Here is a 15,387-nt window from a genome sequence, read left to right on the forward strand (position 1 = left end):
GTCAAAACTCGGCGGTCAGGGTCAGGATCGCCTCTGACCAACCACGCGGGCCGCTCTGGGTTGTTCTAAGAATACGCGCCTCAGTCTCTGGCGGGAAGAGAGGGATGGAAGGCCCGTCCGGGTTGGCCACGACAACACCCTGATCTGCGGCCCGGATCATTTCAATGTCGTTAGGTGCGTCGCCCAAGGCGATGGTACGTGTGGGCCGTAAGCGCGCTAAGACCTCGGCCATCGCATCGGCTTTGGTTTTGCCGAAGGACAGTGTCAGAAAGCGACCGCCCTGCCGGGCTTTGATGCCAAGTTGCGCGGCTTGTTCAACGAATGCCTGCAACTCAGGTTCAGACCCAATCCAGATACCCGGCTCGCTGAATTTGCGTTGCCGCGCACGCGTCGCTTGCGCAGGGCTTAGACCCGTTATCTTGGCAACGTCCAGATCGGTCATATCCCCGAAACCAACAAACCCTGCGGGCAGCCCGGCCAAAGCAGCGCGGAGGTGTGGATAGCTGTCGTCTTCTTCGTCAGCTTCATCCGGCCATAGAATTCCAGCGCCATTTTCCACGATGGCTGGCATGTCAGACAGGCCCAATTCTTGTTGCAAAAGGCAAATTTCCGCAGCCGTTTTGCTGCTGGCCAGAACCAGACCTGCACACAATTCGGCCAAACGGGCAAGGCCGGGTTTGGCGGCATCCCAACTGTAGTCGTGGTGATCCAGTAGCGTCCCATCCAAATCGGAAAACACCAAAAGCGGCAGGGTGGGGGCGGTATCATCAGTCATTAGATCGAAAGTAGATCAAGGCTGATGGGGGTTGCAAATCCGCAGCGGCGAATCTCCGATCATTTACATAGCCTGCGCCTAAAAAATAGGCGCAGACTGCTTGGGTTACTCTATAAATGTCTTGGCCAGCCGTTCGCTGATGGGTTGCGACAAGTAGCTGATGACCCTGCGCTCGCCTGTATTCACGAACAGATCAGCAGGCATGCCGGGCACCAACTCTAACGCGGACACGTCACGCGGCTGGTCGGCATCCAGCTGGACTCGCGCCTTGTAGTAAGCCTCGCCGGTACGTTCATCCTCAAGCGCGTCGGCCGAGATGTCGAAGATCCGACCGCTGGCCTCGGGCACATCGGCTTGGGCAAAGGCCGAAAGGCGAATGCTGGTGCTTTGACCGATCTGCAATTTGTCGATGTCCCCGGTCTGAACCCGCACCTCGACGATCAGGGCCTGACCCGATGGAACGATGTCCATGATCGGCTCACCGGGACGGATCACGCCACCAGTGGTCGACACGCCAAGGTTTACTACGCGACCGCTGGTCGGGGCCAGAACCTGTGTCCGTTGCAACCGTGCCAGCAAACGTTTCGACCTGAGCGCGCTGCGGTTCGAGACAATCTGCCGCCATATCTGCCACTCGGACGATTGCACCATCGTCTCGGCGCTGGCGGCGGAACAGTTCAAGCGGGATGGATGGCCCCTGTGCTTTGTACCATTCGACGCACCCGGCCATCTCCGCGATCTAGGGGCGGTGACGCGACCCGGTTGTCCCCGTCGCCCACTGCTGGATCGCATCGGCGCCTATATCAACGAGAAGCCACCTGTTGGGGTTACGCCAACATTTTCCAACTGACCATCGCCTTTGTGCGTGGTGCGCGTTTTGAAACCGAGTTCTCATCGGAACCCAACTGTTTTTCCCTGCTAAAACACTCTTGTCGTAATCGCGCAAAAGACCGAACCTGTCGGTGTATCCGGTCTGTTTGCTGTCCCGTGAAATGACCCTTGCGAGTCAGTTGACAATGGATTTTGTATTTTGGATACATTGGGCAGAGGCCTCGCGATGACACGAGTCGTCACAGAATGCTCTGCCAAAAAGAGCACTGCGAAAGTCTGACTAAAAACATTTTTGGGAGACCCACATGAAACTGAAATTGATGGCCGCAACTGCTGCGATTGCCTTGTCGGCTGCCGCCGCACAGGCAAATACGTTGGTATATTGCTCCGAAGGTTCACCTGAAGGTTTCGATCCGGCCCTGTTCACAGCCGGGACCACCTTTGATGCGTCCTCGCATCCGATCTACAATCGTCTGCTTGAATTCGAGACAGGCACCACGAACGTCATCCCCGGTCTGGCCGAAAGCGTCGAGGCCAGTGATGATGGTCTGGAATACACGTTCAAACTGCGTCAGGGCGTGAAATTCCATTCCAACGACGAATTCACCCCAACCCGTGATTTCAACGCGGATGACGTGATCTTCTCGTTCATGCGTCAGAAGGACGAAGGGCACCCATACAACCAGGTTTCGGGTGGCACCTGGGAATACTTCAAAGGCATGGGTATGCCGGAACTGGTCGAGTCCATCGAGAAGATTGACGACTACACGGTGAAGTTCACGCTGACCAAGCCCGAGGCACCTTTCGTGGCCAATATGGCGATGGATTTCGCCTCGATCATGTCCGCAGAATACGCGGATGCGATGATGGAAGCGGGCACACCCGAGAAACTGAACACCGCGCCCATCGGCACCGGTCCGTTCTCGTTTGTGGCTTATCAAAAAGACGCCGTGATCCGCTATGCGCAGAATGCTGACTACTGGAAAGACCCGGCGGCAGTTGAGAATCTGATCTTTGCGATCACACCGGATGCATCGGTTCGCTATCAAAAGCTGAAGGCTGGCGAATGCCACATTATGCCGTATCCGAACCCCGCCGACATTCAGGCGATGAAGGATGACGCCGACATCAACATGATGGAACAAGAAGGCCTGAACGTAGGCTATCTGGCGTACAACACCACCGTGGAGCCGTTCGATAATCCGAACGTCCGTAAGGCGCTGAACATGGCGATCGACAAGAACGCGATCATCGACGTGGTGTTCCAGGGCTCGGGGCAGGTTGCCAAGAACCCGATCCCACCGACGATGTGGGGCTATAATGATGCCATCACCGACGACGCTTATGACCCCGAAGCAGCCAAGGCGATGTTGGAGGCTGAGGGTATTTCCGATCTGTCGATGAAGATCTGGGCAATGCCGGTACAGCGCCCGTACAACCCGAACGCCCGTCGTATGGCCGAACTGATCCAGGCAGATTTCGATAAGATTGGTGTGGGCGTCGAGATCGTGTCCTATGAATGGGGCGAGTACCTCTCGCGTTCGAAAGAACTGAATCGGGACGGTGCGGTTCTGCTGGGCTGGACCGGTGACAACGGCGATCCGGACAACTTCCTGGCGGTGCTGCTTGGCTGTGACGGTCGTGAAGCGTCAAACCGCGCACAATGGTGCCACCAACCGTTCGAAGACCTGATCCTGCAGGCCAAGCAGACCACCGATCAGGCAGAACGCACCAAGCTGTATGAAGATGCGCAGGTGATCTTCAAAGAGCAGGCGCCCTGGGCGACCATTGCACACTCGGTTGTCTTCATGCCGATGCGCAATGAGGTGCAGGGCTACAAAGTCCACCCGTTGGGCGGCCACATCTTCTATGGTGTGAGCGTCGAGTAAATTACCACTCACTGCCCGGAGCCGCCCAACTGGCGGCTCCGGTGTTCTTTTTTGGGAGGTCGGCACCAATGCCGGATTTGTCCGAGTATCGTCAGCTGGCAAAGGACATGTCAGTAGACGCCGTGGCACTGGTGCCCGGCCCGAATTTTACCCGCGCTTTGGGAAAACCCTTTATGAGCCACGAGCGGCCCTTTGTGGTCGTGATCCCGGCCACAGGAAAACCGGCGGCGATTGTCCCAAATCTTGAGTTGGGATCATGGGAACTGGTCGGTTTTGACGGCGCTGTATTCGACTGGTTCGACCAGACCGGTTATGATGGTGCTTTCGCAGCTTTGGCTGAACATATGCCGCTACGGTCACTGGCCGTCGAAGGGCAGGTGATGCGGGTCTTTGTCTCCAAGGCACTGACCGACGCGATGCCCGATTTGCAGATCGTGGATGGTGAGCGCGAAATATCCGGCCTGCGCATCGTCAAGACCGACGAAGATATCGCCGCGCTGCAAGCGGCAATCGACATCTCAGAGCGCGCGCTTGAACGTGTCATCGAAGATGTGCGTGTTGGTCAGACCGAAAAGCAGATTGAACAGGCGCTGATCCAAGCGTTGTTCGCCGAAGGGGCCGAAGCGCTTGCGTTCAATCCTATTGTCGCGGCAGGGGACAACTCGGCGCGGCCGCATGGCAAGGCGCGGGCGGATTACCGTATCAAGGAAGGCGACGCGCTATTGTTTGATTTCGGTGCCCGCAAACATGGATTTGCAGCCGACATCACCCGCACCTTTTTTGTCAAAGAGGTCTCGGATGAGGGCAGGGCGGTCTACGACACCGTTTTGCGCGCCAATCTGGCAGGGTTTGAGGCCTGCCGTCCGGGCATCACCGCCCACGATATTGACGATGCGGTGATCGGCGTGCTCGAGGCGTCACCCTATGCCGACCGCATCCGCACCAAGACCGGTCACGGGCTGGGCCGCGATGTGCATGAGGCCCCTTATATCATGCGAGGCAACGATCAGGTCATCCGCGCAGGGATGGTCTGGACCAACGAGCCGGGCCTTTATGAACTGGACAATTTCGGCGTTCGCATCGAAGATGATGTTCTGGTGACCGAAAACGGTTGCCGGTCGCTGACCAGCTTTCCCAAAGATCTTACAATCATAGGTCGCTGATGTTTGGCTATTTACTCTCTCGTCTGGGCATGTTCATTCCGACATTTCTGGGCGTAACGCTGATTTCCTTCATGTTCATCCGGGTCCTGCCGGGCGATCCGATCATCGTTATGGCCGGTGAACGCGGGATGACCGAGGAACGCTATCAGGAAATGGTCGAGAAGCTGGGCTTCGACAAACCGGTCTTGCAGCAATATTGGGACTATCTGGTCGGTGTGTTGCATGGCGATCTTGGCGAAAGCTTTGTCACCAAGAAACCGGTCTGGGACGAGTTCTTTGCCTTGTTCCCCGCCACATTGGAACTGTCAATTTGCGCAATGATCTTTGCCGTGGCGCTGGGATTGCCCGCTGGAGTGATTGCGGCGGTCAATCGAGGCAAGTTCTTTGATCGGGCACTGATGTCCTCGGCGCTGGTTGGCTATTCGATGCCGATCTTCTGGTGGGCGCTGCTGCTGATCATCGTGTTCTCGGGCAATCTGGGCTGGACCCCGGTCTCAGGCCGGATCGACCTGTTGTACTACTTCCCGAGTGTCACTGGCTTTATGCTGATCGACAGTCTGCTATCGGGGCAGGCCGGAGCGTTCGGGTCTGCGGTGCGCCACCTGATCCTGCCAACGATTGTTCTGGGCACCATCCCGCTGGCGGTGATCGCGCGTCAGACACGCTCGGCAATGCTGGAGGTACTTGGCGAGGATTACATCCGCACCGCTCGCGCCAAGGGTCTTTCACCTTCACGGATCAATGGATTGCACGCGCTGCGCAACGCTTTGATCCCGGTGATCACGGTCATAGGCTTGTCAGTTGGCACCTTGCTGGCAGGCGCGATCCTGACCGAAACGATTTTCAGCTGGCCTGGCATCGGCAAGTGGATGGTCGACAGCATTTTCCGTCGCGATTACCCGGTAGTGCAGGGCGGCCTGCTGATGATCGCCGTGATCGTCATGTTGGTGAACCTGCTGGTCGATGTTCTGTACGGCATCATCAACCCGAAAATTCGGAGGCGGTAATGGCTGAGCTTTCCGCGACCCAACCCAAAACCGAAGACCGCCCCAGCGCCCTGCGCGAGTTCTGGTATTACTTCAGCGAAAACCGCGGCGCGGTATTCGGGTTGTGGGTCTTTACCGCTTTTGTTTTCTGTGCGGCATTTGCGCCCTTGCTGGCTCCTTATGACCCGACCGAGCAATTCCGCGATCACATCCTGCAACCGCCCGCGTGGCAAGAGGGCGGCAGCTGGGCCTTTCCGCTAGGCACTGACCCGCTGGGCCGGGATATGCTGTCGCGGCTGATCATGGGCTCACGCTATTCCTTCTTCGTCGGCATCGTTGTGGTCTGTGTGGCCGTGACCGGCGGCGTGATCATTGGGCTGTTGTCCGGTTTCGCGCCGAAATGGGTCGATACCCTGATCATGCGGGTGATGGATATCATCCTGTCCTTCCCGTCATTGCTGTTGGCGTTGGTACTGGTCGCCATCCTTGGGCCGTCCCTGACCAACGCGATGATCGCCATCGCGATCGTGTTCCAGCCGCACTACGTCCGCCTGACCCGCGCCTCAGTGCTGTCCGAACGGCAAAAGGACTATGTCACCTCGGCCCGCGTGGCCGGAGCGAGCAAAGCGCGACTGATGTTCAAAACCGTGCTGCCCAACTGTCTGGCCCCGATTATCGTGCAGGCGGCATTGTCGTTTTCCACCGCCATTCTGGACGCCGCCGCGCTTGGCTTTCTGGGCATGGGCGCACAGCCACCCACGCCGGAATGGGGCACTATGCTGGCCGAGGCGCGAGAGTTCATCCTGCGCGCCTGGTGGGTGGTGACCTTCCCCGGCCTCGCCATTCTGATCACCGTGCTTGCCATCAACTTGATGGGCGACGGGCTGCGCGACGCGCTGGACCCGAAACTAAAGCGGAGCTGACGACATGAGCCTGTTGGATATCCGAAACCTCACCGTCGAGTTTGCCACCGCTTCGGGACAGTTCCGCGCCGTGGACGGCGTCGATCTATCCGTCGACAAGGGCGAGCTGATGGCCATCGTCGGCGAAAGTGGCTCGGGCAAATCCGTATCGATGCTGGCGCTGATGGGGCTGCTGCCTTGGACTGCCACGATCACTGCCGATCAACTGAGTTTCGAGGGCATCGACCTTACCACAATCTCGGCTCGCGACCGCCGCAAGATCATCGGCAAGGACATCGCCATGATCTTTCAGGAACCGATGTCCTCGCTGAACCCATGCTTCACTGTAGGGTTCCAGATCAAAGAGGCCCTGCGCATCCATCTGGGCCTCAACCGCAAAGACCGCCACCAACGCGCGATTGAACTGTTCGATCAGGTGGGAATCCCAGCGCCGGAAAGCCGTCTGAACACCTTCCCCCACCAGATGTCAGGCGGAATGAACCAGCGGGTCATGATTGCGATGGCGATTGCCTGCAATCCCAAGCTGTTGATCGCGGATGAACCGACCACGGCGCTGGATGTAACCATTCAGGCACAGATTCTGGATCTGCTGGTCCGGCTGCGCGATGAACAAGGCATGGGTTTGGTGCTGATCACACACGACATGGGAGTTGTCGCTGAAACGGCCGAACGTGTGCAGGTGCAATATGCGGGTCAAAAGGTTGAGGAACAGCCAGTCAAAGACCTGTTCCGCACTCCGCGCCACCCCTACACATCGGCTTTGCTAAGCGCATTGCCCGAGCGGGCGACATCGAAAATGTTACCGACCATTCCCGGCGTGGTGCCGGGTCAGTTCGATCGGCCAAAAGGCTGCTTGTTCAGCCCTAGGTGCAAGTATGCGGATGATATCTGCAGAACGCTACCTCCGACCCCCCATAGCGCCGATTTTGGCAAGGCCCGCTGCCACCATGTAGAAAGAATAACCGCCGGAGAACTGGCATGACCGCCCCAATTGTTCAGGCTAGCGCATTGGCCAGATTCTATACCGTCAAAGGCGGGCTGCTGTCGAAACCGGCGACTGTCAAAGCGCTGTCAGGCGTGGATTTCGACCTGCAGCCTGGCAAAACGCTGGCTATCGTCGGCGAGTCCGGCTGCGGAAAGTCGACTCTGGCGCGCGTGGTGACGATGATCGAGGAGCCGACCTCGGGCAGTCTGACCATCGACGGGGTCGAGATAACCCCGTCAAAATGGGCGCAGATGCGTGAAACGGTGCAGATCGTTTTTCAGGACCCCTATGGTTCGCTCAACCCGCGCCAAAGGATCGGACAGATTCTGCAGGAGCCGCTGATTATTAATCGCCCCGATATGTCCGCCGCTGATCGTGAGGCCCGGGCGCGCGAGATGATCGACCTTGTGGGCCTGCGCCCCGAACATTACGACCGCTACCCTCATATGTTCTCGGGCGGTCAGCGCCAGCGGATCGCCATTGCCCGCGCGCTGATGCTGAATCCCAAGGTGCTGGTGCTGGATGAGCCGGTTTCGGCGCTGGACGTTTCGATCCAGTCGCAGATTCTGAACCTACTGGTCGAACTGCAAGAGCGCCTGAACCTCGCCTATCTGTTCATTTCACACGACCTGTCCGTGGTGAAGCATTTCGCTGACGATGTGATCGTTATGTATCTGGGCCGCGCCGTCGAAAAAGCCCCGAAAGAACAATTGTTCGCCGCCCCCAGGCATCCCTATTCCAAGGCACTGTTGTCTACGACCCCACGCGCTGATCCCGAAGCGCGGAAAGAGCGGATCAAGTTGGAAGGAGAGTTGCCGTCGCCGATGAACATTCCCAAAGGCTGCGCCTTTGCGCAACGGTGTTGGCTGGCAACCGACGAGTGCCGCGCCGCGCCTCCGGAGCTGAGCGGAACAACACATCAGGTCGCCTGCCTGCATCCATTGGACTGACAGATTAAACGTCTTTACGCGTTGCGATGATCATCTCCAGCAACTGCTGTTTGGTACGCCAAATGTGACGCGTCAGCAGTGCGCACGCATCCTCGACCTGGCCCGCACGTGCCAGAGACAACAATTCGCGGTGGTCTTTCTTTGCGGGTTCGCGCTGCTCCATGACGCTTAGGTGCATGCGGACGTAGCGATCTGATTGCACGTTGACGCGTTGCAGGATCTCATTGCTCAATCCGCGCCCCGCCGCCGCATACAGCGCCATATGGTAAGCATTGTTCAGACTGCCCCAACGACCTACGTCGTAAGCCTCATAGGATTTCTCCATTTCATCTAATAGGCGTTCGCACTCGGCGAAATGGGCTTCGTCCATCTGTTGGATGGCGCGCCGGAACAGATCGACCTCTAACAGGACGCGCAGGTCAAAAATCTCTCCAATCTCAGACAGAGAATGCGAGGTGACCGAGGCGCCCCGATTGTTGGTCAGCCGTACCAAACCCTCGGCGTCCAGCCGTTTCAACGCCTCGCGGATCGGCATGCGCGATACATCATAATCTTCCGCCAACGCCTCTTGGCGAATTGTTTCGCCCTCGGCCATTTCGCCACTCAGAATCCGCTCGCGCAGATCATTGGTGATGACATCTGGCAGGCTTTGTCGGGGGATAGCGCGTGTTCTGGGCATTTGGTCGATCTCGGGCACTTAAAACTTGTATCCAAAATACAAAATGAGCAGGCGATTTCCAAGCCCTTAGCCATAACCGATAACGGTTCCGTGTGCCTTCGCATTCTTGCTTACACAATCCATTGGACGGATCGTGGAATATACCGCAGATTGCCCGCGGCAACTAAAGGACTTAGGTGCCTTTTTCAAGGTCGCAACGGCGCCGGTATTTATGGATTGGATCATGAACACATCCGACATTCGCAACGAAGGCATGCGCATCGGTGGGGAGGTTATTTTTGCCGACGCAACGATCCCTGTCCACTATCCCTATACCAACGAGGTCGTGGGCACCGTCCCGGCGGGAACTGCAGAGCACGCCCGCAAAGCGTTCGAGATTGCCGCGAACTACACGCCGAGACTGACCCGATATGAACGCAGCCAAATCCTGCGGCGTGCAGGCGAGCTGATCGGTGAAAAGCGCGCGTATCTGGCGAAGTGGCTGACGTTGGAACTGGGAATCTGCCACCAGCACTCGATCTATGAAACAAAGCGGGCGCAGGATGTCTTTCAGTTCGCCGCGTCCGAGGCGTTGAAAGATGACGGTGAGATTTTTTCCTGCGACCTGACCCACAATGGCAAAGAGCGTAAGATTTTCACTAAACGCGAGCCGGTCAACGCCATCAGTGCGATCACACCTTTTAACCACCCTCTGAACATGGTCAGCCACAAGATCGCGCCGTCGATTGCGACCAACAATTGCATGGTATGCAAACCGACCGAGCTGACCCCTCTGACAGCTTTGACATTGGCGGATATCCTGTACGAGGCCGGCCTACCGTCCGAGATGTTCCAGGTGGTCACCGGCTGGCCGCAAGACATCGGTGATGAGATGATCTCCAACGAAAACATCGACATCATCACGTTCACCGGGGGTGTTCCGGTGGGCAAGATGATTGCTGAGAAGGCAGGCTACAAACGTCAGGCGCTTGAGTTGGGCGGCAACGATCCCCTGATAGTGCTGAATGACCTAAGCGAAGCTGATTTGGAGAAAGCCGCGGCCATCGCTGTGGCAGGGGCCACCGGCAATTCGGGTCAGCGCTGTACTGCGATAAAACGTATTCTCGTACAAGAAAGTGTTGCGGACAATTTCGTGCCACTGGTGTTGGACAAGGCCAAGGCGATCCAGTTCGGAGACCCGCAAGACCCCGAAACCCAACTGGGCTGTGTTATCCACGCCGAGGCCGCTGAGCTATTCGAAAAACGCGTCTATATGGCCGAGGAAGAGGGTGCTGAAATCCTCTATCACCCCGGCCGTCAGGGGGCGCTACTGCCGCCCATCGTCATCGACAAGGTGCCGCATGACAGCGAGTTGGTGATGGAAGAAACCTTTGGCCCCATCGTACCCATCATACGTGTACCAGATGACGATACGAAGGTCATCGAGATCTCTAACAGTACTGCATTCGGTCTGTCCTCGGGTGTGTGTACCAACGACCTGAACCGGGCGATTACCTATATCAACGGTCTGGACGTAGGCACCTGCAATATTTGGGAGCAGCCCGGCTATCGGATCGAGATGTCGCCCTTCGGAGGCATCAAGAACAGCGGCAATGGGGTTAAGGAAGGCGTCATCGAGGCCATGAAGTTCTTTACTAATGTGAAAACCTATTCCCTACCTTGGCCCGGATAACTCAGAGCGAAATCGACTAATGTTCATCTTTCTGAGTGCTGGCCAACGCTGTTGAACACTCTTTCTCCACTGTCAGGTCAAGAGCGCGGCAAGAAGCTTTGGTTAATACAGTCCCGTTTACCAGAGACATACTTCCGCCGCCAAAAAAAGGTGTTGGTCTGCGCGAGTGATCATTTTGCCGAGAGCGACAGATGCAAGCGAACTCTGCGCTTTGCCATCCACCGAAAGCACTCATCCTAGATGCGGATAATGAGACGATCCGGATTCTGATATGTTTTCACGGAATTTTCCAGAAGGGCGGTCAGGTAGTCGTCTTCGCTGTATTTCTAGACCAGCGGGCCGCCGAGAGATCTGCGCATAGGTCGAAAGCTCCGCGTGTGACGCGAGATTCCGCCGTCGGAGGGATTGGTTCGTCATACCCAGTCCACCTAATGATTTTCTTCGATGGAACGGTCGCGGTCTTGCAACGCGCGGATTCTCATCCGCTGCGCGGCCTGAATATGCGCTCGCATCTCCGTCTCAGCCGCCGCGCCGTCACGAGCGGTCAAAGCGGCCATGATGCGCCTGTGTTCCGCCACCGCTGCTTCGGCCCGATCACCATCCAGCAGTTGCGATGGTCCGAGGATCAACAGCGCCTTTTGTAAGGACAGCATGGATTTCGCCAAAAACCGGTTCTTGGCCGCATCCAACAGCGTGGTATGAAATATCCGATTGATCCGGGCCGCCTCTGGGCCAGTGCCGGCCTCTGACAACCGGTCATTAAGCCCGTCCAACTCATCCAGTTCGACGTCCGACGCCGCACGGGCGGCGAGACGAGCAGCGGTGCCCTCAAGCACAGCGCGCATTTCATACAGCTCCATAACTTCGGCGTAATCCAGGCTGCGTACGGTTGCGCCTTGCCGTGGGATGTGGGTGACCAGCCCATCAGCCTCTAATTGCCGGATCGCTTCGCGCACAGGGGTGCGGCTAACACCCAAACGTTCAGACAGCTCAATCTCGCGCAGGCGCTCACCTGGTAGAAGAGTGCCATTGCGAATATCGTCCAACAAGCGCTGATAAGTGGAACTGCCGTGGGGGCCGGGCTGTAGTAAGGCGTCTTGTATCGTCATCGCAGGCTCTCTTGTCTTCTTGCGTCCATATGTATACGAATGGATACAAGCAAGTCAACAAAGCTGGAATATGTCTCTTGCACAGCCGGACCTACGCATCTTCTCTTTTGGCTAAGCGGGTTGTGACACTTGGCCTCGCGGTGCTGGGCACGGGTGTGTTTTGGGTATTGGATTTGCCGCTGCCTTTTCTGTTCGGCCCGATGAGTGCGTGCCTGATTGCTGCGTTAGCACATGCTCCGATGGAGGGTTTCGGACAGGTTTCGATTGCGGCCCGCACTATACTGGGCGTGGCGGTAGGGGCGTCGATTACGCCGGCTCTTTTTGCCCAATTACCTCAAATGGCAGCGTCGATTGCGCTTGTCCCGTTCTTCATCTTGCTGATCGCGTTGGTCGGAGTACCCTTCTTTCGCAAGGTTTGGGGCTTTGACACCACGACGTCTTTCTACGCAGCCATGCCCGGTGGATTGCAAGATATGATCATCTTCGGCACCGAGGCTGGCGCCAATCCGCGCACCCTGTCCCTAATCCATGGCACTCGTGTTCTGATCATCGTGACGCTGGCCCCGCTGTTTCTGACTGTGTTCTATGACGCCCAGCTGACCAACCCAATCGGGGAACCCGCGCGCGACCTACCAGTACATGAATTGGCGCTGATGGTTCTGGCTGCCTTTATCGGCTGGAAAGGCGGCGAACGGATTGGTCTGTTCGGGGCTTCCATCCTTGGGCCGATGATCCTGACCGCGGCCCTTTCGTTGGGGGACTTCATCCACACCCGCCCACCGCGTGAGGCCATTCTCGCCGCACAATTCTTTATCGGGTGCGGTATCGGCGTGAAATTTGTTGGAGTGACATGGATCGAATTACGCAAGGTCGTGGCGGCGGGTGTCGCTTATGTAATCGTCCTTGCGGTTCTGGCAGCTATATTCACCGCCGTTGTTACAACGTTGGGCTTTGGCCAACCGGTCGAGGCGTTTTTGGCGTTCGCCCCCGGCGGGCAGGCCGAGATGACCGTGCTTGCTATTGTTTCTGGTGCCGATCTTGGCTTTGTGATCACGCATCACCTGACAAGGATCGTGCTGGTAATCATCGGTGCGCCCATCGTAGCAAACCTTATTCTGCGCTGGTCTAAACCTGAGAATTGATTATGTTTATCGGCTAGCTTGGTTTTGCGACACGTCGCTCTCCCAACATTCCAGCCGCGGCAAACCCGCTGGAATTGGCGGATATACGCCTCGGCCCGACATTGGACCACTTGAATGCCAAACGACCCTATCAATCAAATTTTCTTTGCGGGGAACCAATTTGATGACAGAGTGCACCCGCCAGTAATATTTGTGCGGCCCAACTACAATCGTGACGCTTCGAACAAATAGTTCGGTCCGCCTGAACCGTTCGGCGGTCAAAACATGCAGCGGTGCTAGGGGGAATATTTGACTAAAGTTCTGTTGGTAGAAGACAACGAAATGAACCGCGATATGCTTTCACGCAGGTTGGCGCGCAAAGGATATTTGGTCGTCGTTGCGAAAGACGGGCTGGAAGGCGTTTCCATGGCGAGCAGCGAAACTCCGGACATCATATTAATGGACATGAGCCTGCCTGAAATTGATGGGTGGGAGGCTACGCGGCGTATAAAGGCAGCGCCTGAGACAGCCTCGATCCCGGTGGTTGCCTTGACTGCACACGCGATGGCTAGTGATCGTGAAAAAGCACTTGAAGCAGGGTGTGATGACTTTGACACCAAGCCTGTCGAGCTAAGCCGCCTGCTGGGAAAAATGGAAAGCTTGCTGCCAGCGCCCTGACTAAGAACTGCCTAATCACCGGCAGTTTTGCGTTGGGTGATATAGAAAGTTCGAACCTGCCCCTTACCTTTTATGCGCGTGTCGATGGGTTCAGAAACCTCAAAACGATGTTCGACACGTCTGGCCGTTGCTTCTGACACCTGTATTCGACCCGGCGCGCCCGTTGCTTCAAGGCGGCTGGCAAAGTTTACGGTATCTCCCCAGACATCATAGAGGAAACGGTGCGACCCGATTATGCCGGCGATCACCGGTCCGCTATGCACGCCAATCCTAATGTGCATCGGGTAGTCCGTATCCTGGTTCAAAGCCTCAACCTGATCCAGCATCCGAAGGGCCATTTCAACGATCACTTCCGCATGCCCGTTATGACCGTCCGGCACACCGGCGGCGACCATATATGCATCACCGATTGTCTTGATCTTTTCTACGCCAAGCTCTGTCGCGATCTCGTCAAAGCTCGAAAACATCCGGTTCAGGTAGTAAACCACTTGTGCTGGCGGAAGCGAGGCTGACATCTCTGTAAAGCCAACGATGTCGGAAAACAAAACGGAGACGTCATTGTAGCGATCCGCGATTGTGGTCTCGCCGTCATTCAGTCGCGTCACGATTTGCTGCGGCAATATGCTGTGCAAAAGATCTTTGTACTTTCTCTTTTCAGCTTCCATCTGTTCAAGGTAATGACGCTCACGCTCTCGCCAGCTTTTTTTCTCCAATGCCGCGCTTATTCTGGCGCGCAGCAGAATAGGGTCAAAAGGTTTGGGCAAGTAGTCATCAGCGCCGGCCTCGATGCATAGCGCAACGCTTTTGATCTCATCCAGGGCAGAGATCATAATGACGGGTATGTGGCGGAGGGTGTCATCCTCTTTCAATCGGGCCAACACATCAAAACCATTGATATCCGGCATCATGAGATCCAGCAGCACCAGATCGAACGAGCCGTCGGACAGCATATCCAGGGCCGCGTATCCTCCGTCGGCGGTCCATACCTGATGTCCGTCCCGCTCTAACCGACGGGCCAGCAAGCTTCGGTTGGCCTCGATATCATCCACGACAAGGATTTTGCCGGTTGGTGCATCGGTGTCTGCAATTTGCGCAAGAGGCCGCATGCTCTGAGCCAGATTGGCGAACATCGCGGCGGTTTTCAGTGGCGCATCGGGAACTTTGAAGCCATCACTAGAGGGTTTGTCAGATAGGGCCGCTAGTTGGTCGATTTGCTGCAAAAGAGCGCCAGATTGTTCCAGAAGACCAACCAAATCCGCCTCAAGTTGCTTTGCGTTCAGATCTTCCAAATCCTCCAGCAACATCTCACTGTAGCCCTTGATCGCATTCATCGGGGTTCGCAGATCGTGTCGCAATTGTTTCACACCTGCATCGCCGCCACGTGCCAATTTTTGAACCATGTCAGGATGCAGAAGCTGGTCGATCAAGGAACTCAATTCAGTCGCTGCATGTGAAATCCGGTCCATATCCGGGGCGATTTCGTCCAACGACAGCCGCGCGGCTTCGCTTTGAAGCAATTCGCAAAAATCGACAATGGCGCTGACCGGTGAGATCAGGTTATGACGCAAATTCGCAAGCCACATCGCTTTTGCTTGTTTGGCTTCGTTGTCCCGGTCGATATTCACA

General features: G+C 56.6%; 14 protein-coding genes. 9 read left to right on the forward strand and 5 right to left on the reverse strand.

Going from position 1 to position 15,387, the window contains the following annotated elements:
- Nucleotide 1: 1 nt before the first annotated feature.
- Nucleotides 2-775, reverse strand: coding sequence for an HAD-IIB family hydrolase (locus tag ACR0LN_RS09045; RefSeq protein ID WP_480429174.1), 774 nt, complete (start codon nt 773-775; stop codon nt 2-4).
- 105 nt (nt 776-880) lie between these two features.
- Nucleotides 881-1,456: a beta-barrel domain-containing protein gene (locus tag ACR0LN_RS09050; protein ID WP_480429176.1), complete on the reverse strand. Its 576-nt coding sequence runs from the start codon at nt 1,454-1,456 to the stop codon at nt 881-883.
- A gap of 455 nt (nt 1,457-1,911) precedes the next feature.
- Here ACR0LN_RS09050 and ACR0LN_RS09055 point away from each other — a divergent pair, with 455 nt between their 5' ends.
- The 6 genes from ACR0LN_RS09055 to ACR0LN_RS09080 all read left to right on the forward strand — a co-directional run bounded on the left by ACR0LN_RS09055 (nt 1,912) and on the right by ACR0LN_RS09080 (nt 8,502).
- A complete protein-coding gene (locus ACR0LN_RS09055; RefSeq protein WP_480429178.1) occupies nt 1,912-3,495 on the forward strand; it encodes an ABC transporter substrate-binding protein in 1,584 nt (527 codons plus the stop codon).
- 68 nt (nt 3,496-3,563) lie between these two features.
- Nucleotides 3,564-4,658, forward strand: a complete 1,095-nt coding sequence (locus tag ACR0LN_RS09060; RefSeq protein ID WP_480429180.1) for a M24 family metallopeptidase — start codon at nt 3,564-3,566, stop codon at nt 4,656-4,658.
- Complete coding sequence (locus ACR0LN_RS09065) at nt 4,658-5,665, forward strand: ABC transporter permease subunit (RefSeq protein WP_480429182.1); 1,008 nt, start codon at nt 4,658-4,660, stop codon at nt 5,663-5,665. Before ACR0LN_RS09060 ends, ACR0LN_RS09065 begins: the two co-directional genes overlap by 1 nt.
- Entirely contained in the window at nt 5,665-6,567 is a 903-nt protein-coding gene (locus ACR0LN_RS09070; protein ID WP_480429184.1) for an ABC transporter permease subunit, read from the forward strand. The genes ACR0LN_RS09065 and ACR0LN_RS09070 overlap by 1 nt, the downstream gene beginning before the upstream one ends.
- Nucleotides 6,568-6,571: 4 nt before the next feature.
- Nucleotides 6,572-7,549 (forward strand): ABC transporter ATP-binding protein, encoded by a 978-nt coding sequence (locus ACR0LN_RS09075; RefSeq protein WP_480429186.1) that lies wholly within the window; start codon nt 6,572-6,574, stop codon nt 7,547-7,549.
- Complete coding sequence (locus tag ACR0LN_RS09080) at nt 7,546-8,502, forward strand: ABC transporter ATP-binding protein (protein ID WP_480429188.1); 957 nt, start codon at nt 7,546-7,548, stop codon at nt 8,500-8,502. Before ACR0LN_RS09075 ends, ACR0LN_RS09080 begins: the two co-directional genes overlap by 4 nt.
- Before the next feature lie 4 nt (nt 8,503-8,506).
- Here the strand turns inward: ACR0LN_RS09080 and ACR0LN_RS09085 are convergent, their stop codons facing one another.
- Nucleotides 8,507-9,181: a GntR family transcriptional regulator gene (locus tag ACR0LN_RS09085; protein WP_480429190.1), complete on the reverse strand. Its 675-nt coding sequence runs from the start codon at nt 9,179-9,181 to the stop codon at nt 8,507-8,509.
- 223 nt (nt 9,182-9,404) lie between these two features.
- On the opposite strand from ACR0LN_RS09085, the gene phnY reads away from it, so the two are divergent.
- Nucleotides 9,405-10,853 (forward strand): phosphonoacetaldehyde dehydrogenase, encoded by a 1,449-nt coding sequence (gene phnY / locus ACR0LN_RS09090; RefSeq protein WP_480429192.1) that lies wholly within the window; start codon nt 9,405-9,407, stop codon nt 10,851-10,853.
- A gap of 428 nt (nt 10,854-11,281) precedes the next feature.
- Here phnY and ACR0LN_RS09095 read toward each other — a convergent pair whose 3' ends face one another.
- Nucleotides 11,282-11,962: a GntR family transcriptional regulator gene (locus tag ACR0LN_RS09095; protein WP_480429194.1), complete on the reverse strand. Its 681-nt coding sequence runs from the start codon at nt 11,960-11,962 to the stop codon at nt 11,282-11,284.
- Nucleotides 11,963-12,084: 122 nt separating this feature from the next.
- Here ACR0LN_RS09095 and ACR0LN_RS09100 point away from each other — a divergent pair, with 122 nt between their 5' ends.
- Together ACR0LN_RS09100 and ACR0LN_RS09105 are read left to right on the forward strand one after the other, a co-directional pair.
- Nucleotides 12,085-13,104: an AbrB family transcriptional regulator gene (locus ACR0LN_RS09100; protein WP_480429196.1), complete on the forward strand. Its 1,020-nt coding sequence runs from the start codon at nt 12,085-12,087 to the stop codon at nt 13,102-13,104.
- Nucleotides 13,105-13,392: 288 nt separating this feature from the next.
- Nucleotides 13,393-13,761, forward strand: a complete 369-nt coding sequence (locus tag ACR0LN_RS09105; RefSeq protein WP_480429198.1) for a response regulator — start codon at nt 13,393-13,395, stop codon at nt 13,759-13,761.
- Nucleotides 13,762-13,772: 11 nt separating this feature from the next.
- Here ACR0LN_RS09105 and ACR0LN_RS09110 read toward each other — a convergent pair whose 3' ends face one another.
- Entirely contained in the window at nt 13,773-15,386 is a 1,614-nt protein-coding gene (locus ACR0LN_RS09110; protein WP_480429199.1) for an adenylate/guanylate cyclase domain-containing protein, read from the reverse strand.
- Nucleotide 15,387: the final 1 nt, after the last annotated feature.

Source organism: Ruegeria sp. AA6 (assembly GCF_056542865.1).